General features: G+C 58.0%; 12 protein-coding genes, 3 tRNA genes and 3 rRNA genes. 4 read left to right on the top strand and 14 right to left on the bottom strand.

Translation table 11 applies throughout. From position 1 onward, the window contains the following. Nucleotides 1–5: 5 nt before the first annotated feature. Together ACZ5FP_RS18265 and ACZ5FP_RS18260 are read left to right on the top strand one after the other, a co-directional pair. Entirely contained in the window at nucleotides 6–1,055 is a 1,050-nt protein-coding gene (locus ACZ5FP_RS18265) for an LLM class flavin-dependent oxidoreductase (RefSeq protein ID WP_464663381.1), read from the top strand. A gap of 35 nt (nucleotides 1,056–1,090) precedes the next feature. Then, complete coding sequence (locus tag ACZ5FP_RS18260; protein ID WP_464663379.1) at nucleotides 1,091–2,026, top strand: ABC transporter substrate-binding protein; 936 nt, start codon at nucleotides 1,091–1,093, stop codon at nucleotides 2,024–2,026. Nucleotides 2,027–2,082: 56 nt separating this feature from the next. Here ACZ5FP_RS18260 and ACZ5FP_RS18255 read toward each other — a convergent pair whose 3' ends face one another. The 8 genes from ACZ5FP_RS18255 to ACZ5FP_RS18220 form a co-directional block, all read right to left on the bottom strand. Next, a complete protein-coding gene (locus ACZ5FP_RS18255) occupies nucleotides 2,083–4,482 on the bottom strand; it encodes an aldehyde dehydrogenase family protein (protein ID WP_464663378.1) in 2,400 nt (799 codons plus the stop codon). 11 nt (nucleotides 4,483–4,493) lie between these two features. Continuing rightward, the gene (deoC, locus tag ACZ5FP_RS18250) at nucleotides 4,494–5,453 is read right to left on the bottom strand and encodes a deoxyribose-phosphate aldolase (RefSeq protein WP_464663377.1); all 960 of its coding nucleotides are present in this window, start codon (nucleotides 5,451–5,453) and stop codon (nucleotides 4,494–4,496) included. Nucleotides 5,454–5,494: 41 nt separating this feature from the next. Continuing rightward, nucleotides 5,495–6,502, bottom strand: a complete 1,008-nt coding sequence (locus ACZ5FP_RS18245) for an ABC transporter permease (RefSeq protein WP_403185084.1) — start codon at nucleotides 6,500–6,502, stop codon at nucleotides 5,495–5,497. Further along, a complete protein-coding gene (locus ACZ5FP_RS18240) occupies nucleotides 6,489–7,985 on the bottom strand; it encodes a sugar ABC transporter ATP-binding protein (RefSeq protein ID WP_464663375.1) in 1,497 nt (498 codons plus the stop codon). Before ACZ5FP_RS18240 ends, ACZ5FP_RS18245 begins: the two co-directional genes overlap by 14 nt. After that, a complete protein-coding gene (locus ACZ5FP_RS18235) occupies nucleotides 7,975–8,970 on the bottom strand; it encodes a sugar-binding transcriptional regulator (protein WP_346305145.1) in 996 nt (331 codons plus the stop codon). Before ACZ5FP_RS18235 ends, ACZ5FP_RS18240 begins: the two co-directional genes overlap by 11 nt. Next, the gene (locus ACZ5FP_RS18230) at nucleotides 8,967–10,487 is read right to left on the bottom strand and encodes an FGGY-family carbohydrate kinase (protein WP_464663373.1); all 1,521 of its coding nucleotides are present in this window, start codon (nucleotides 10,485–10,487) and stop codon (nucleotides 8,967–8,969) included. Before ACZ5FP_RS18230 ends, ACZ5FP_RS18235 begins: the two co-directional genes overlap by 4 nt. Nucleotides 10,488–10,531: 44 nt before the next feature. Beyond that, nucleotides 10,532–11,554: a galactitol-1-phosphate 5-dehydrogenase gene (locus ACZ5FP_RS18225; protein WP_464663998.1), complete on the bottom strand. Its 1,023-nt coding sequence runs from the start codon at nucleotides 11,552–11,554 to the stop codon at nucleotides 10,532–10,534. 71 nt (nucleotides 11,555–11,625) lie between these two features. Then, nucleotides 11,626–12,615, bottom strand: a complete 990-nt coding sequence (locus ACZ5FP_RS18220) for a substrate-binding domain-containing protein (protein ID WP_464663372.1) — start codon at nucleotides 12,613–12,615, stop codon at nucleotides 11,626–11,628. A gap of 292 nt (nucleotides 12,616–12,907) precedes the next feature. On the opposite strand from ACZ5FP_RS18220, the gene ACZ5FP_RS18215 reads away from it, so the two are divergent. Continuing rightward, nucleotides 12,908–13,849: a threonine/serine dehydratase gene (locus tag ACZ5FP_RS18215; RefSeq protein WP_464663371.1), complete on the top strand. Its 942-nt coding sequence runs from the start codon at nucleotides 12,908–12,910 to the stop codon at nucleotides 13,847–13,849. An 86-nt stretch (nucleotides 13,850–13,935) separates the two neighbouring features. Here the strand turns inward: ACZ5FP_RS18215 and ACZ5FP_RS18210 are convergent. The 3 genes from ACZ5FP_RS18210 to ACZ5FP_RS18200 form a co-directional block, all read right to left on the bottom strand. Continuing rightward, nucleotides 13,936–14,012 (bottom strand) — tRNA-Met (locus ACZ5FP_RS18210). 299 nt (nucleotides 14,013–14,311) lie between these two features. Beyond that, nucleotides 14,312–14,426 (bottom strand): 5S ribosomal RNA (gene rrf, locus ACZ5FP_RS18205). Nucleotides 14,427–14,713: 287 nt separating this feature from the next. Continuing rightward, nucleotides 14,714–17,663 (bottom strand): 23S ribosomal RNA (locus ACZ5FP_RS18200). Nucleotides 17,664–17,724: 61 nt separating this feature from the next. Here ACZ5FP_RS18200 and ACZ5FP_RS18195 point away from each other — a divergent pair. Further along, entirely contained in the window at nucleotides 17,725–18,012 is a 288-nt protein-coding gene (locus tag ACZ5FP_RS18195) for a hypothetical protein (RefSeq protein WP_464661485.1), read from the top strand. 47 nt (nucleotides 18,013–18,059) lie between these two features. Here ACZ5FP_RS18195 and ACZ5FP_RS18190 read toward each other — a convergent pair. The 3 genes from ACZ5FP_RS18190 to ACZ5FP_RS18180 form a co-directional block, all read right to left on the bottom strand. Next, nucleotides 18,060–18,135 (bottom strand) — tRNA-Ala (locus tag ACZ5FP_RS18190). Between the two features lie 17 nt (nucleotides 18,136–18,152). Further along, nucleotides 18,153–18,229 (bottom strand) — tRNA-Ile (locus ACZ5FP_RS18185). 308 nt (nucleotides 18,230–18,537) lie between these two features. Beyond that, nucleotides 18,538–19,181: ribosomal RNA gene (locus ACZ5FP_RS18180) — 16S ribosomal RNA — on the bottom strand; the annotation flags it as partial.

Below are 19,181 nucleotides of genomic sequence, written 5' to 3'. Positions count from 1 at the left end.
CTCCCATGACGAACACATCCCTCGCCGTCAATCACGTCGGCTTCCTCACACCGGGTAATTACCGGGATGACAATCCATATGAAGGATTGGAGAACACGCTCCAACTGCTGGAATTCGGCGAGAAGCTGGGATTTGACAGCGGCTGGGTGCGGCAGCGCCACCTTGAGCATGGCATATCCTCCGCGGGCGTGTTTCTTGCCGCGGCAACCCAGCGCACCAGCCGCATCCAGCTGGGGACAGCGGTCATCCAGATCGGTTTTGAGAGTCCCTACCGGCTTGCCGAGGACCTTTCGACCGTTGACGTCCTGGCGCGGGGACGGCTCAACGTCGGCCTGAGTGCCGGTACACCAGCCCATGCGGAGCTGCTCGGCCCGCGGGTATTTGATGGCGACTGGAAGGAATACGACCTTTCCCACGAGCGTGTCATTCGCTTCGCCGACAACCTGCGCGGTGAATTTCTCGCCGATCCCCAGACATTCATCGCAACGCCGGGCGGGCCGCAACGGCCGCGCCTGCAACCGCATGCCGAGGGGTTGGTCAACCGGATCTGGTATGGCGGCGGGTCGCTCCGATCCGTGGGATGGGCCGGCAGGAATGGCTTCAATCTGATGATCGGCAATGTGACCGCCGGTGAAAACACCGATGATTTCTACGAAGCCCAGGGTCGTCAGCTCGACGCTTACCATCACAATCTCGACGGCATCTTCCGCCGGGTATCGCTCGGGCGTGTGATCGTCCCGACTGACAGCGCGGATGCTGCAACCCGGAAGAAATATGCTGACTATGCGGCAAGCCGTTATGAGCGCACGCTGAAGCCACAGGGTGGCCGCCGTACGCTGTTCCCCAAAGATCTTGTCGGAACATCCGAGCAGATTCTCGAACAGCTTTTCAACGACCCGATCGTGGCGCGCGTCGGAGAGTTGCGGCTGGAACTGCCCTACGAGTTCCAACAGCACGAATATCAGCAAATCCTCTCCGATTTCATCTCCCACATCGCTCCGGAAATCGGCTGGGGCAATCAGCCCGTGCGCATCAGTGCGGGGGCACGGCGCTGACCATCAACCAACAAACCACACTCAAGGGGTTATCCATGACAACCAGACTGCGACTTCTATCCTTTGTGGCCGGGGCATTTATTGCCGCCACGACCCATCTCGCCTTTGCTGCCGGGGACGGCTTCGATCTCAGCCCGGACCAGAAAGACCGCGTGCGGGCCGAGAAAAATCAGAAGGCAATTGAAGCTGTCTCCAAGAGCTTCAAATTCGTCAGCGACGGCAAGCTCACCATCGGGCTGCACCCGTCCAACCCGCCGCTCAGCACCTATGCCAGCGATGCCACCACCGTCGTCGGCTTTGACGTCGATCTTGCCCAACTGGTGGCGGACAGCCTCGGACGCGAGCTGGTACTGGTACCGGTCGCGTGGGCCGATTGGCCGCTTGGGCTTGAATCCGGCAAGTTCGATGCGGTGATTTCCAACGTCACCGTTACCGAACAGCGCAAGGAGAAGTTCGATTTCTCCACCTATCGCAAGGATGAGCTGGGCTACTACGTCAAGGCGGACAGCGCCATCAAGGCCATCAAGGAACCCAAGGATATCGCCGGGCTGAAGGTGATTACCGATGCCGGCACCAATCAGGAGAAAATCCTGCTGGCCTGGGACAAGGAAAATGTCGACAAAGGCCTGAAAGCCATCGAAGTCCAGTATTATGACGATGATGCGGTGAAGTATCTGGCAATCGAATCCGGGCGTGCCGACGCCGTCTTCAGCGTCAATGCAACCCAAGCCTATAAAGCCGCCGTCAACGGCAAGACCAAGCTCGTCGGAACCGTCAGCGGCGGCTGGCCGATCACCGCTGAAGTGGCCGTGACAACCCGCAAAGGCAGCGGCGTGGCGGACGGTGTCACAACGGCGCTTAACGCAGTCATCGCCGATGGCAAATATAAAAAGGTGCTCGATCGCTGGAATCTTGGCTCGGAAGCCATCGACAAGGCAACCACCAACCCGCCCGGTCTGCCAAAGAGCTGAGACCGTTCACATCGAAAGGCCGCACCGGTATAAACCGGTGCGGCCTTTTGCTTGGCCTATTCGCCGTAGGGGACCCAGATGTTCTTCACCTGGACGGCGCGGCGCAGATAATCCTTGCCCTGCCCCTGTTGCGTGTTCGCCCAGTCCCGCTGGCGGCCATTGTTGACCCAGGTGGCTTTCAGATTACCGCACGATGCCTTTTCAACCATCGCGCTGCCTTCTTTTGAGCCCGCGTACCACAGCGCATCCACTTCGTCGTGTTCAGCCAGGGTCTTCGCCAGAACATCACGTTCGCCGGTGACGATATTGACCACGCCGCCCGGAACATCCGAGGTGTCCAGCACCTGATAGAGATTGGCTGCGAGCAGCGGATGTCTGGCGGATGGTACGGCCACGACGCGGTTGCCCATGGCAATGGCAGGCAGAACCAGCGAGATGAACGCCAGCAGCGGCTGTTCGTCCGGGCAGACGATACCGACGACCCCCCATGGCTCGTTCATTGCCAGCGTCACATGGCGTGACTTGGTGGAATGCACGGCACCGTCATATTTGTCGGACTGTGCGGCATAATAGAATATGCGGCGAAGCGCAGTTGCGAATTCGTCAGCTGCCACCTTGGCTGAAACGCCGGTGCTCTCCACCAGCAATGCTTCAAATTCGGCCTGCCGCGCGCTCAAGTTTTCGCCGAGATAGTACAGCACCTGTGCCCGGTTATGCGCCGTGACGCCACCCCAGGAACCAGCCTTCGCAGCCGCTTCCACGGCATTGCGGATATCCTTGCGGTTGCTGATGCCGGCCTGACCGATGACTTGGCCGCCCTTGCCGACGACCGAATAGCTGTAACCGCCGTCGGGGCGTGCCTGCTTGCCGCCAATGTAGTTCTTGACGGTGCGATCAATTGAACCGCCAAGCGCCATTTTTGCCTCGCCGTCCGGCGCTGCCGATGGCTTGAATGCCTGTTCGGCCTTGCCGGCTGGCAGACGCTTCTCCCAATCTGCGGTCAGGTACTCATAGAGCCCTTCACGTCCGCCCTCGCGGCCATAGCCGCTCTCGCGATACCCGCCAAAACCGGCACCCGCATCGAGCAGGTTGGTGGAATTGATCCAGACCACACCCGCCTTGACGCGGGCAGCCATATCCAGCGCCAGATTGATGTTTTCCGACCAAACGGAAGCTGCCAGTCCGTATTTGGTGTTGTTGGCAAGGGCGATGGCTTCATCAGGTGTACGGAACGTCGTTGCTGTGGCAACCGGTCCGAAAATCTCCACTTCGCACACGGTCGACGCTGGCTCGACATCGGTGAAGAAACCCGGTGCAAAGAATGCACCCTTGCTGGGCAGTGTTACCGGCGCCTGCCAGAGCGTACCGCCCTCTGCCTTGCCCTGCTCGACCAGCGATGTAATGCGCTTCAGCTGTCCCTTGGAGACAATAGCGCCGACATCCATGGTCTTGTCGAGCGGATCACCGACCCGCAGGGTTTCCATGCGCTTGCGCAGTTTTGCATAAAACCGCTCGGCGATGCCTTCCTGGATGAGAAGACGCGAACCGGCACAGCATACCTCACCCTGATTGAACCAGATGGCATCGACCACGCCCTCGATAGCGCCATCGATATCGGCATCTTCGAACACGATGAAAGGCGACTTGCCGCCCAGCTCCAGCGACAGCTTCTTCTCCGAACCGGCAATCTGCTCGCGGATGATCCGGCCAACTTCGGTCGAACCGGTGAAGGCCACCTTGTCGATGTCGTCATGGCCACAGATCGCTGCACCCGTCGCGCCATCGCCGTGGACGATGTTGACGACACCAGCGGGCAGGCCGATTTCGTGACAGACTTCGGCGAAGGCAACCGCTGTCAGCGGTGTCAGTTCGGCCGGTTTGAGAACAACTGTATTGCCGGCGGCAAGCGCCGGCGCGATTTTCCACGCCAGCATCAGCAGCGGGAAATTCCACGGGATCACCTGACCGCAGACACCCACGGGTGAAAAGCCTTCGAATTCTGTTTCCACCATCTCCGCCCAACCCGCGTGATGGTAGAAATGCCGGGCGACCAGCGGAATATCGATGTCGCGGGTCTCGCGGATCGGCTTGCCATTGTCCATGGTCTCCAGAACGGAGAAGAAGCGCTCGCGCTTCTGGATATGGCGGGCAATCGCGTAGAGATATTTGGCGCGCTCGTGACCGGGCAGCTTCGACCATTTGCCGAAGGCCACGCGGGCCGCCTTCACAGCCGCATCGACATCGGCCGCCGTGCCGTGTGCCACCTTCGTCAGAACGGCATCATTGGCCGGATTGATGACGGCAAATGTCTCGCGGCCCTCGGTGCCGGTGAACTTGCCATTGATGAAGTGACCAAAACCCGCCTTGTTGGCATCAAGCCAGCTCTGGACGTCGGTATTGCTCTCTGGTGCCGGGCCATATTCCATCGTGCGAAGAATATCCTTGATCTGTCCCATATTCCTGTTCCTCAAGCGAGTGCGTGGCGCGAAGACGCGGCATAGCGACCCGTCACATAATGTTCCAGCTGCCGTTCGATATCGCCAAGCATCGAGCTGGCTCCGAGCCGGAACAAATCCGGCTGCATCCACGGCAACCCCAATTCTTCCTTCATCAGGATCAGCCAGTTCATGGCATCCTTAGCCGTCTTCATGCCGCCCGCAGGCTTGAAGCCCACGGTCTGGCCAGAAAGCTCGCCATAGTCCCGCAAGGCGCGCAGCATCACCAGACTGACGGGCAGCGTGGCATTGACATCTTCCTTGCCGGTCGACGTCTTGATGAAATCGGCACCGGCCTGCATCGCAACTATCGACGCACGGTAGACATTGCGCAGCGTGTTGAGATCGCCGGTTGCCAGAATGGCTTTCATATGCGCCTCGCCCGAAGCCTCACGCATCCGGGCAATCTCATCATAAAGCGCCGACCAGTTCTGGGTGAGAACGTGTTCGCGTGTGATGACGATATCGATCTCCTTGGCACCCTCGCCCACCGCATAGTGAATCTCGGCCAGGCGCTGCGGCAGCGGGGTCAGGCCAGCGGGAAAACCCGTGGCAACGGATGCAACGGGAATGCCCGAACCTTCCAGCGCCTTGACCGCGTGGGGAACCATCGTCGGATAGACGCAGACCGCACCCGTTGTGATATGCGCATCGGCAAGCCCGAGCGCTTCCAGAATGTCGTCCCGCACCGGCTTTTTCGCCTTGGCGCATAGGCGGCGGACGCGGCCCGCCGTGTCGTCGCCGGCAAGAGTCGTCAGGTCGATGCAGGTGATCGCCTTAACGAGCCAGGCTGCCTGATACTCCTTCTTGACCGTTCGCCTGGTGGTCAGTGTCGCCGCCCGGCGCTCCGTAGCCGAACGGTTGACCGCGATGTCCTCGAACCAGTCCGGCAGAAGTTTCGTACCGGTGTTGCGCGCGTGGGAATGTGGCATTTGGATTTCCGTGCCCTTTTGGACCAATGGTTGTTGCGTGTTCATCCCCGACCCTTCCTATGATCGATGAAGCGATTGAGCAGGATGGCTGCAACGATGATGATACCGGTGACAGTCATCTGGTAGAAGGAGCCCAATCCCAGAAGATTGAATATGTTGCGGAGAACCTGCAGCAGCATCACGGCAAAAAAGGTACCGAGCACGCCGCCACGTCCACCGAAAAGACTGGTACCACCCAGCACAACTGCAGCGATGGCGTCAAGCTCAAGCCCCTGCGCCGCTGTAGGCTGGCCAATGCGCAGGCGCGATGTCAGAAGAATACCGCCCAATGCTGCCATGAACCCTGACACCGCGAAAACCGCCGTGATCATGAAGCGGGTCGGCAGGCCGGACAGCCGTGCTGCTTCCGGATTGCCACCCGTCGCGAAGACATATTCGCCGAACACGGTGAAGCGCAGCACCAGACCCGCGACAATGCACAGGACAACGAAGATCAGACCCATCGACGACAGGGAGAAGCCGGGCAGAAGCGGGATCATCGTCGAGCTGATCGACGCGAAACCCTGCGGCAGACCGCTCACAGGTACACCGTCGGTCATCAGATAGGTGATGCCACGGAACGAGACGAGCCCGGCCAAAGTCACGATAAAGCTCGGCACCTGGGCAAGCGCGCTGATTGCCCCCATCCCGGCACCGCAGGCCGTCCCCACGAGTGCCGTTATCGCAACCGCCACGAAGGGATCAAAGCCGTGCGACATCAGCACGGCGACCAGCATGCCGCAAAGCGCGACGACACTGCCGACAGAAAGGTCGATATTGCCGGTCAGGATGACGAAAGTCATGCCGATGGCAACCACACCAACAACCGCAGCCTGCTGAAACAGATTGGCAATATTGGTAAAGGTCAGGAAGTTGCTCGACAGCGAGGTCGCGATAACAACCACTGCCAGAAAGATGACGATGAAGTTGTACTCGATCGCCAGATCGACAAGACGCTTGCCGAATGCCGGCGTATCGGCTGGCGGCAACGCGGTTTCAGTGTTGGACATGATTTTCACCCAGAATTGTTGCCCTCAATATTGCGTCGCGGTCCGCAACCGAGGGATCGTATTTGCCGATGTTGCGGCCTTCATGAAAGACCCAGATCGTGTCGCAGGCGGCATAAAGCTCATCGAGCTCGCTGCTGGCGACAATGACGGCAGCCCCTTCCCGGGCGAGCCTGTCGACCAGATTGTAGAGATCTGCCTTGGCGCCGATATCGAGGCCACGGCTGGGCTCATCGAGAAGCAGCACGCGCGCGCCATTGATGATCCATTTTGCCAGGACGACCTTCTGCTGGTTGCCGCCGGAAAGCTGCACGACAGCCTGCTCCGGCCGTCCATATTTGGTCGACAGGCTTTTCAGGACCGGCGCCGTCTTTTGCTTTTGCAGCGAATGGCGCGTCAGCCAGCTCTCGCGCATGGATGGCAGTGTTGCATTCTTGTAGATCGGGGCGTGCAGGACGAGGCCTTCCGTCTTGCGGTTTTCCGGCACCAAGCCGATACCGCTGCGGATGGCGTGAGCCGGGTGACGCGGATGGAAGGACTTGCCTTCCAGCTTGATGTCACCGTCGAAACGGTTGGCGCCGAAGAGGGACTTGAGGAACGAAGTACGACCGGAGCCATTCAGCCCGGTCAAGCCGACGACCTCGCCCCAGCGCACGTCGAGACCGCTGATATCAAGTCCTTCCGGTCCGCGCAGCCGGTTGACACACAGCGCGACATCGCCGGTCACCGGTTCGCGGGTTTTCCGTTCGATCAGCGAGCGCTGTTTGCCAATGATCGCTTCCACCAATGCACCATCCCCGGTGCTCTTGACGTCGAATGTCTCGATGGTCCTGCCACCGCGCAATACGGTGACCCGGTCGCCGATTTCGCGCAGCTCACCCAGCCGGTGGCTCACATAGAGTATGGCAACCCCCTGCCTGACGAGTTCGCGAATGACCTTGAACACGCTCTCAAGCTCGGTTTCATTGAGCGATGCCGATGGCTCGTCCATGATGATGATCTTGGCATCCATGGTTAGCGAGCGGGCAATAGCGGTCAGTTGCTGGTTGGCGACCGACAGGGTCTCGACCCGCGCTTCCGGTTTGAAATGCGCGCCGACGCGCCTCAACGCTGCGGCTGCCCGTTCCCGGCGCTCCCTGTGATTGATCAATCCAAACCGGCCCGGTGCATGGCCGAGAAACAGGTTCTGTTCGACGGTCAGTTGCGGGACAAGGTCCAGTTCCTGATAGATCATCGAAATGCCAAGCCGCGCGGCCTGAGACGGAGAATGCAGTTCAACAGGCTCGCTATCCAGCAGAAGCGAACCGTCGGTCGGGCGGAAAGCTCCCGCTATGATTTTGAGCAGTGTCGATTTGCCGGCGCCATTGGCGCCAAGAAGACAATGCACCTCTCCGGCACGGACATTCAGCGAAGCCGATTCCAGGGCCGTGATATTGGGCGGGAATTTCTTCGACACCTGGTGGACGGTCAGAACATCAGTCGTCACTTGCGGCCTCCAATGCATAGCGGGCCGTTGCTTCGTCGGTAACGATGACCGAGACAAAACCGGCCTTCAGGGCAGCCAAAGCTATCTGCAATTTTTCCTCACCCGCAACGACCCCGATCGAGCGCTGCTTGGTCTTGAGGTAATCAAGCCGAAGCCCAACCGTGCGGTCGTCAATGGTCTGATCAACGATGTTGCCATCCTTGTCGAGGAAGCGGCCAAGAATGTCTCCGACGGCGCCCGCATCTTTCAGCCGGTCGATATCGGCCTCTTCAAGATAACCGGAACTGAGCAGCACGGATTCGTGTGTAATGCCGCCCATGCCGAAACAGACCACATCCGCCTGCATCGCAAGTTTGAGAACACGCTCGATGATTGGATCTTCTTCAAGCACTTCGCGGGTGCTTTTCTTGCCCAATATGGCAGGAACCGGCAAAAGCGTGGCGATGCCGTTGCCTGCCTTGGCGAATTCCTCCGCAACGGCACTTGTATGGGTTGAGGTCGAACGCAAATTCGTCGAGCCGTTCACCAGAACCACATGCACGCCCGGGTTCCAGTTGTTCGGCAAGAATTTGGCAACCGCGGACATGGTGCGGCCCCAGGAGACACCGATCAGATCGGCCTTGGGATTGAGGCCGGCCAGGTATTTCGCCGCTGCCTGCGCCACACTTTCCATGAGAAGGGCTGAATCCGTCGTTCCGCCCGATGGGACGACGATGGCGTCGCGCAGGCCGAATTCCTGTTGCAGGCGCACCTCGAGCTCCGTCCGCCGATAGGCGCGCGGCGTGATCTCGATGCGAACAACCCCCAATTCCTTGGCTTCGATGAGCAGTCGCCCTACCTGCCAGCGCGTCAGACCGAGTTCCGTGGCAATCTCGCTCTGGGTACGCTCAAGATCATAATAAAGCTTGGCGACGCGCACCATCAGGTGCTCCCGCTGCTCGTCGGAAGGCAACCGGACAGATGGATTGATCCGTGCGTCGCTCATTGTGCAGCCCCCGCCAATTGCCTTGCGCTCAATGCATGCAGCGCCGGTGCTAATGTTTCGGTCGTATCCCGATAGAGCGCCATCGTATCCCGATAGCGCCTGCTGCGCACGGGGTCAGGCTGCACTTCCCGCGCCGGAGCAGCGCAGGCTTCCGACGCCGCGATGAGGTCGGGAAACAGTCCAAGCGCACGGGCGGAACACACGGCCGTTCCGATGAGAGAGAGATTGTCATCACTCGCCACGTGAACGGGCCGGCCGATTGCGTCGATTGTCGCCTGCAACCACAGCGGGTTCTTGCAGATGCCGCCAGCCATGACGATCTGCTCGACGGAAACGCCGCGTTCTTCCAGAACCGCAACGACATTGGCGGAACCAAGCGCAATGGAATCCACCGCCGAGGAATAGATGTCTGCCCTGTCGTGACTGAGCGACAGGCCGAGGATTGCCCCGCGCAGATCCGCATCCCGGTAGGGTGTGCGGTTGCCCATCCAATAATCAAGCGTCAAAAGGCCTGAATCCTGCGCCGAAACCACGGACGCCTGGCGGATCAGATCGCGGTGGCCCTGCTCGTCCAATCCGAAAATCGTGCTGCTGAACCAGTTGAGGATTGACCCGGCCGAAACCTGCCCCGCCTCCACCAGCCACAACCCATCGACGAGTGCATTGGGATAAGGTCCCCAGAAGCCGGTCACATTCCCCTGTTCCTTCAGGTGCGTCAGATGCACAACGGATGTCCCGCCGATGATCAGCATTCCACCCGCAGCAACGGTTCCCGCACCAAGCACACCGATATGCGCATCGATGCCACCCTGGGCAAGAAGCGGTTGCGAAGCGATGCCAAGGGCTGCGGCAACGTCCGGTTTCAATGATCCGATAGCATCGCCAACCGGAACGATCCTTTGCGGCAGCTTGTCCTGCAACGCGGGAATAGCGAGCGCTTCATAGATCTCTGGAACAAACGTGCCATTCTTTGAATCATAATTCCACTTGCAGGCGGCATTCATGCGCGAGCCTACCCACGCGCCGCACAGCCTGTAGTTGATGAAATCCAGCGCTTCGCAAATGATATCAGCCTCGTCAAAGATGGCTGGTTCGTGTTCGGCCAGCCACATCGCCTTGGGAACCAGCCATTCGACGGCATCGCCGCCGCCGCTATAGGCCATGACGGGATGATCAACCTTTTCCGTGGCGCGAGCCTCTTTGGCCGCCCGGCAGTCCATCCAGAGAATGGCCGGATAAAGCGGCATGCTTTCCCTGTCGCAAATCACAACGGAGGAAGCAGTCGTGGCAACACAAACCGCAGCTATTTCAGTCGATCCGCATTGCTCGACGGCCTGACGGCCGGCCCTCAGAAGCGCGTTCCACCATTCCTCGGGCTGCTGTTCTGCCCAGCCTGCACGGGGATATATGGTGGAATAGCTGGCTTCCGACAGCGAGAGCATGGTCCTGCGCTCGACATCGTAAACACCGGCGCGGACTCCTCCCGTGCCAAGATCAAAGTTCAGGACAAGTGTCATCCTGCCGTCTCCTCCCTCGATTCCCTGCCTCTTCCCGAAGTCTTTCAGGGCCGGAACATGACCTTCGAAAAGAACATGCTCCTGTCTGTCCGGAACTTTTCGAACATTCCCGGCAACTCGGCAAGGTCGAGATCATGGGTTATCATGAATTCCCATTCCAGTGCGCCGGATCCCAGCTTTTCCAGCGTCACCGTCCATTGCGGTCCCGGATAGGGCGCGCCGAACGAATTCCACGAGCCATGCAGCGATACCTCCTGCCGCAGGAAATGCTGGAATGTCTTGTTGTCCAGGGTTACCTCCGCAACCGGAATCCCGATGAAGACCACATGACCACTCGGTGCGGCCATCTTCACCGCCATGTTGATCGACGACGGATGTCCAGCGGCTTCGATAATCGTATCGCAAAGCAGGTTGGCGGGAATGTCCGCACCGGACAGGAATGTGTGCGTTGCACCGGCACGCCGCGCCATGGCCAGCTTTTCCTCCGATACATCGACGGCAACCACATCGCTCGCGCCCATCAGCTTGAGCCATTGAATGGCAAACAGGCCAATCGGGCCACAGCCGATGACGCCGCCGCGCTGACCCATTCCGATACCGCCGGCCTTCCAAATTGCGTGAATGGCAATCGACGCAGGATCAGTCATGGCGACCGCTCTTGGGTCAATCCCCTTTGGTGTCTTCAAAAGGTTGGAAACGGGAACGCAGACGAATTCCGCATAGGCGCCGTCCCGGCGCGAACCGAAATAATCATAGTCACGGCAGCGCGAAAACTGCCCCTTCTGGCACTGGTCGCATTCGAAGCATGGCAGCATCGGCGGAATGGCCACCAGTTCGCCGAGGTCAAAGCCTTCAACGCCTTCGCCAAGCTCAGTGATATGACCGGAAAACTCATGGCCGCAGATGAGCGGCATCCTGTGTGCGCCCTTGATCAGCATGCGCGGCAGATCCGACCCGCACACACCCACCGACGCGACGCGGACAATCACGTGTCCCGGTTTGATCTGTGGTTCCGGGACGTCTTCAAGGCGAATATCGCCCGGGGCATAGAGAACTGCTGCACGCATCATGGTATCCTGTAGGTCTATAATAATGAGAGCTGCGGAACAGGTGTGCTCCGCAGGCTCGGGAGGAGGCCTTACTGGCCGAGAACGTGCGGGCGATATTCGGCAAATAGTCCGGCGCGGGGGAAATCCGCAACATTCTTGGACGTCACCAGTGCCGTGCCCGCATCGACAAAGGACGAAACCGGCTTCTTGGCCGCCGCTTCGCGGGCAACCTGAATTGTCACATCACCGAGATATTTGGGATCATTCAGCGCCGAACCGATGTAATTGCCGCCGTCGGCAATGATGGCGAGCGCTTCCGACAAACCATCCACACCGGCAACCAGCACATCGTTGCGGTTGTTTTCCTTCAGGACCTGCAGGGCGCCAAGCGCCATATCGTCATTGTGCGCATAGACAACCTTCACATCCGGATTGGCCTGAAGCAGGTCCTGCATGGCGGTGACCGCATTGGCACGGATGTATTCCGCATAGGGGCCTTCGACGATAGTGTGACCCGATCCTTCAATGGCGCTATGAAAACCGTCGCGCCGGTCCATCATGACCGCGCCGCCGGCATCGCCCTGGATCTCGATGATCTTGGCTTTCTCGACACCGTCAGCCTTCAGGCGCGCGACAACCGCTTCACCGACCAGCTTGCCCATGTTCTTGTTGTCGCGGCCGACATGAGCGGTAACGCCCTTGCCGTTGACGCTGCGGTCAACCGTAATGACCGGAATACCGGCAGCAACGGCTGCTTCGAGCGATGGCACGACCGCATCGGGATTGACCGGGTTGATGATCAGCGCGCTCACGCCCTGCGTAATCAGATCCTGAATGTCATTGTTCTGCTTGCTGACGTCACCATTGGCATCGAGGAAAACCAGAGTATCGCCGCCGGCCTTGGCGGCCGCTTCCGCTCCTGTCTTGAGCTGCACATAAAAGGGCGACTGCAAGGTCACCTGACTGAACCCGATTTTCAGGCCTTCCGCATTGGCTGCGGTCATGCCCATACCTGCCACCAATGAAATGGCGGTTCCGGCAAAGGCGAATCTGAACAAAAAGCTGCGACGGTTGAGCATGGTTTTCCTCCCCAAAGACTCATTTTTCTGGTAAATCTACATTTGAGCAAATATCGCTCATTTGTTATTTTAGATAATCAGAAGTTGCCGAATGAGTCAACGCGGTTGACAAGATCGCCGGAGAAAACAAACAAGCATTTGAAATATATATGATATTCATCCGCCCCATGCGGCGCCTGTCCGGCAAATGCAAAGGGAATAGTGTGAACAAAGGATCTGCAGCAAACCACAAAAGTTGCATTTGCAGGCGAGAGCGCTCTAAGCTGGGCTCTTCGCATCGTGAGTTCGCACCATGTCCAGCCCAATACAGATCACGCCGGAACGCATTGTTGAAACCGAGCGTCTCATCCGGCCGCACATCCGGCATACTCCGGTCATACGGGCCGATCTCGGTGACTTCGGCCTGCCACCGCGCGGCGTCGATTTCAAACTTGAATTTCTGCAGCACTCTGGTTCGTTCAAGGCGCGCGGCGCCTTTGCCAACCTTCTCACCCGCCCAGTGCCGGAAACGGGCGTTGTTGCCGCGTCGGGCGGCAATCATGGTGCTGCCGTCGCCTACGCGGCCATGCGGCTTGGCATACCCGCAACCATATTCGTGCCCGGCGTCACCGCACCTGCCAAGGCGGACCGCATTCGCGGTTACGGTGCAAACCTTGTTGTTTCCGGAGACCGGTATGCCGATGCCCTGGCGGCGAGCGAGCAGTTCGTGGCGGAACGCAGGGCCATGCCGGTTCACGCCTTCGATCAGCCGGAAACCCTGCTCGGCCAGGGAACGCTTGGCCTGGAAATCGAAATGGACCTGCCTGCCATCACGACCCTGTTGGTCGCGGTGGGTGGCGGCGGCCTGATTGGCGGGATTGCCGCCTGGTTTTGCGGCCGCGTCAAAATCGTCGCTGTGGAACCGGAGGGGGCACCGACCCTGCACCAGGCATTCAGCGCAGGCAGACCCGTCGATGCGCCGACGGAAGGCATCGCCGCCGATTCCCTGGCGCCCAGGCGCGTCGGAGAACTGATGTTCCCGTTTGCCCGGGATTTTGTCGCGCAGTCCGTGCTTGTCTCGGACGATGACATTCGAGCTGCGCAGTCGGCCCTTTGGGAGCGGCTGCGTATTGTCGCTGAGCCCGGTGGCGCCGCCGCCTTTGCCGCGCTTCTGGCGCAGAAATATGTTGCCGGTCCGGACGAACGTGTTGGCGTTCTCCTGTGCGGCGCAAATACGGGCGCCGTGCAGTTTTAAGAGGGCTGCTCCGGCCTTCTTTAAACGACAAAGCCCCGCCGGAGCGGGGTTAATGTTTGTGTTTTGAGATTGTGTTGTGAGGGATTTGGTTGCGGGGACAGGATTTGAACCTGTGACCTTCAGGTTATGAGCCTGACGAGCTACCGGGCTGCTCCACCCCGCGCCACCATATCCGGCGATTGCCGTTTTCGTGTGCCTGTCCTCGGGCGTTGCCCTGCGGTCAGACGGTACAGCCCGGATATCTCCGTTTGTCCGTCCTGGAAGCTTTGAGGCTTCTGCGGTCGGACGGGGCTGCTGCACCCCTTGCCACCATGCCGGTATTTCCGGCTACCGCGTTTGAAGCGGCGTGTAATTATGCACTTGTGCCTGCTGTTTTGCAAAAGCAAAAGGCCGCTTGATGCGGCCTGTTGATTGGAACGTATGGGATGTGGAGAGATTATGATTTCATGTTGCGTTTGGCAGACCTGGCAGCGACCTACTCTCCCGCGTCTTGAGACGAAGTACCATTGGCGCTGGAGCGTTTCACGGCCGAGTTCGGAATGGGATCGGGTGCAGCCGCTCCGCTGTAACCACCAGGTCAGCAAAAAGCAACGATGAAAGAGAAGCTGGTTTTGTTTGTGTTGAATGTCGCTCACGCATATCAGCCCTATCGGGCTGTGCTCCGCGGGGGCGCGGCACGAGCCGCGACGCACTATCGTGCTGTATTTGGAGCTTTTCCTAGAACCGAAGTTCCAGAAAGTACCTATACAGACCGCTAGGTCGTCGCCGGACGTCCGGCGCGCCGTCGCAGCGCCCGCCCCAAAGGGGCGATACGGCGCGTGAGACAGTCAATTCATCGCTTCGCGATGGATATAAGTAATGAGAATGATCAAGCCAATCGAGCTATTAGTACCGGTAAGCTTCATGCGTTGCCGCACTTCCACACCCGGCCTATCAACGTGGTGGTCTTCCACGGCTCTCAAGGGAATACTCGTTTTCAGGTGGGTTTCCCGCTTAGATGCCTTCAGCGGTTATCCCGTCCGTATATAGCTACCCTGCTATGCGGCTGGCGCCACAACAGGTCCACCAGAGATACGTCCATCCCGGTCCTCTCGTACTAGGGACAGATCCTGTCAATATTCCTACACCCACGGCAGATAGGGACCGAACTGTCTCACGACGTTCTGAACCCAACTCACGTACCGCTTTAAATGGCGAACAGCCATACCCTTGGGACCTGCTCCAGCCCCAGGATGCGATGAGTCGACATCGAGGTGCCAAACAACCCCGTCGATATGGACTCTTGGGGGTCATCAGCCTGTTATCCCCGGCGTACCTTTTATCCGTTGAGCGATGGCCCTTCCACGCGGGACCACCGGATCACTATGACCGACTTTCGTCTCTGCTCGACTTGTCAGTCTCGCAGTCAGGCGGGCTTATGCCATTGCACTCGACGACCGATTTCCGACCGGTCTGAGCCCACCATCGCGCGCCTCCGTTACTCTTTAGGAGGCGACCGCCCCAGTCAAACTACCCACCATACACTGTCCCGGATCCGGATAACGGACCGCGGTTAGACATCCATATAGGTAAGGGTGGTATTTCAAGGATGACTCCACGAAGGCTGGCGCCCCCGCTTCAAAGTCTACCACCTATCCTACACATGCCGACACGAATGCCAGTGTAAAGCTATAGTAAAGGTGCACGGGGTCTTTCCGTCTAACCGCAGGAACCCCGCATCTTCACGGGGAATTCAATTTCACTGAGTCTGCGTTGGAGACAGCGGGGAAGTCGTTACGCCATTCGTGCAGGTCGGAACTTACCCGACAAGGAATTTCGCTACCTTAGGACCGTTATAGTTACGGCCGCCGTTTACTGGGGCTTCGATTCAAAGCTTGCACCTCTCCTCTTAACCTTCCAGCACCGGGCAGGCGTCAGACCCTATACGTCGTCTTGCGACTTCGCAGAGCCCTGTGTTTTTGGTAAACAGTCGCTACCCCCTGGTCTGTGCCACCCTCACATACTTGCGTACATAAGGGTCACGCTTCTTCCGAAGTTACGCGTGCAATTTGCCGAGTTCCTTCAACGCAGTTCTCTCAAGCGCCTTGGTATTCTCTACCAGTCCACCAGTGTCGGTTTAGGGTACGGTCTATACGCGGGAGCTATTTCCTGGAACCGCTTCGAAGCCCTTCCAATCCAATAAGGAAGAACAACATACGCGATCCGTCACTACCCGCAGGCCCACGAATATTAACGTGGTTCCCATCGACTACGCCTTTCGGCCTCGCCTTAGGGGCCGGCTAACCCTGCTCAGATTAACTTTAAGCAGGAACCCTTGGACTTTCGGCGAGGGAGTCTCTCACTCCCTTTATCGTTACTCATGTCAGCATTCTCACTTCTGATACCTCCAAGAGCCCTCACGGGTCTCTCTTCAACGGCTTACAGAACGCTCCGCTACCACTCCCGGGAACCCGAAGGTTCCAAAGAATCCACAGCTTCGGTGTATGGCTTTAGCCCCGGTACATTTTCGGCGCAAAGACCCTTATTTAGACCAGTGAGCTGTTACGCTTTCTTTAAATGATGGCTGCTTCTAAGCCAACATCCTGGTTGTTTTGGGATCCTCACATCCTTTCCCACTTAGCCATAACTTAGGGACCTTAGATGGTGGTCAGGGTTGTTGCCCTCTTCACGACGGACGTTAGCACCCGCCGTGTGTCTGCCGATTAGTACTCTTCGGTATTCGGAGTTTGGTTAGGTTTGGTAAATCGGTGAGATCCCCTAGCCCATCCAGTGCTCTACCCCCGAAGGTATTCGATCGACGCTCTACCTAAATAGATTTCGCGGAGAACCAGCTATCTCCAAGTTTGATTGGCCTTTCACCCCTAGCCACAAGTCATCCCAATCTATTGCAACAGATGCGGGTTCGGTCCTCCAGTAAGTGTTACCTTACCTTCAACCTGCTCATGGCTAGATCACTTGGTTTCGGGTCTAATCCGACGAACTGAACGCCCTGTTCAGACTCGCTTTCGCTGCGCCTACACCTACCGGTTTAAGCTTGCTCGTCAGACTAAGTCGCTGACCCATTATACAAAAGGTACGCTGTCACCCAGAACAAATCTTGGGCTCCAACTGTTTGTAGGCATTCGGTTTCAGGATCTCTTTCACTCCCCTTGTCGGGGTGCTTTTCACCTTTCCCTCACGGTACTGGTTCGCTATCGGTCATGCACGAGTACTTAGGCTTGGAGAGTGGTCTCCCCATGTTCAGACAGGATTTCACGTGTCCCGCCCTACTCAAGGACTTTTATTCGCATTACGTGTACGGGACTATCACCCACTTCGGTCACCCTTTCCAAGGTGTTCCACTTGTCTCATAAAAGCCACTGGCCTGGTCCGCGTTCGCTCGCCACTACTTACGGAGTCTCGTTTGATGTCCTTTCCTCCGGGTACTTAGATGTTTCAGTTCCCCGGGTTCGCTTCTAACCCCTATGTATTCGAAAGTTAGATACCTTATTTTGATATCTAGAAATTATTTTGGTTCTACCGATCGCTCACGCGCCGTACGTCCTTCGGACTGGCGCTCCGCTGGGGCGGCCAAAAGTGGCCGACGACCGAGCGGTCTGTATGGGCGCGTCCTTCTGGGAAGGCAGCCCGTCCAATGGTTGTGATCAATCTTCCAACCAAAATAATTTTCTAGATATCTAAGGTGGGTTTCCCCATTCGGAAATCGTCGGATCAAAGGGTATTCGCACCTCCCCGACGCTTATCGCAGCGTATCACGTCCTTCATCGCCTGTGCATGCCAAGGCATCCACCAAATGCCCTTAAGACACTTGATCATTCTCATTGCCAATATCCATCCTTGCCTTCACGAACATTTCGTCTCCATGGGGGATACCAATGGACAACCAAACATTCAGCAACAATCGATTTGACAAAAAAGACCAGCTTCTCGAGATAAATCCGATGGCTCTGCGGTTAAGCGGCCAATCTTCTGCAAGGGCTTTTGATGAGCATCCCTTGCGACATTTTCCGGCGTTCATGGCCCGAAGGCCGGCGGACCCGCACCAGAAGGTGCAAACCCTTGAACATCCGGAACAATCCGAATTTATCTTCTCTTCACGATTTCATACAGAACAGGCAACCGAAAGGCTCAAAGCCTCACAAGCTGCAAACTTGCTTCTTTAGATGATGTTTTTGCTCCGTCCATCTGCCAAGAACCTTGCCAAGAACCTTGGTGGAGGCGGACGGGATCGAACCGACGACCCCCTGCTTGCAAAGCAGGTGCTCTCCCAGCTGAGCTACGCCCCCGTAAAGGTATAGGAATATGGTGGGCCTGGGAGGACTTGAACCTCCGACCTCACGCTTATCAAGCGCGCGCTCTAACCAACTGAGCTACAAGCCCTGATTTGGCGGATCAACCGTCAAATGCAGCGCGCTTACGCGTCGCAGCTCGTGCCGTGCGCCCGTCCTTAGACGGTAGGTCACCAAAGGAGGCCGACCGGCCGTCGCGGCTCGTGCCGCGCCCTCGCGGAGCACAGGTCCAAAGGACCGCACGTGCGTGAGCGCTTACAAAAACATCAAAGAAAGAGAAACGTAGGCGGCAGTCCCTGCATTGTATGCACGGTTGTCAAGCTGACTGGCTTGCAACCTTTGTTCTAATAGACATGTGAAAGACCAGCCTAACTGTTACCTGTTCACGCGTCTCCTTAGAAAGGAGGTGATCCAGCCGCAGGTTCCCCTACGGCTACCTTGTTACGACTTCACCCCAGTCGCTGACCCTACCGTGGTTGCCTGCCTCCTTGCGGTTAGCACAGCACCTTCGGGTAAAACCAACTCCCATGGTGTGACGGGCGGTGTGTACAAGGCCCGGGAACGTATTCACCGTGGCATTCTGATCCACGATTACTAGCGATTCCAACTTCATGCACTCGAGTTGCAGAGTGCAATCCGAACTGAGATGGCTTTTGGAGATTAGCTCGACCTCGCGGTCTCGCTGCCCACTGTCACCACCATTGTAGCACGTGTGTAGCCCAGCCCGTAAGGGCCATGAGGACTTGACGTCATCCCCACCTTCCTCTCGGCTTATCACCGGCAGTCCCCTTAGAGTGCCCAACTGAATGATGGCAACTAAGGGCGAGGGTTGCGCTCGTTGCGGGACTTAACCCAACATCTCACGACACGAGCTGACGACAGCCATGCAGCACCTGTCACCGATCCAGCCTAACTGAAGGAAACCATCTCTGGTAACCGCGATCGGGATGTCAAGGGCTGGTAAGGTTCTGCGCGTTGCTTCGAATTAAACCACATGCTCCACCGCTTGTGCGGGCCCCCGTCAATTCCTTTGAGTTTTAATC

This window comes from Phyllobacterium sp. T2-21 (assembly GCF_055378485.1).
The sequence above is the reverse complement of the archived record's forward strand: the minus strand, read 5'-3'. Positions and strand labels throughout refer to the sequence as shown.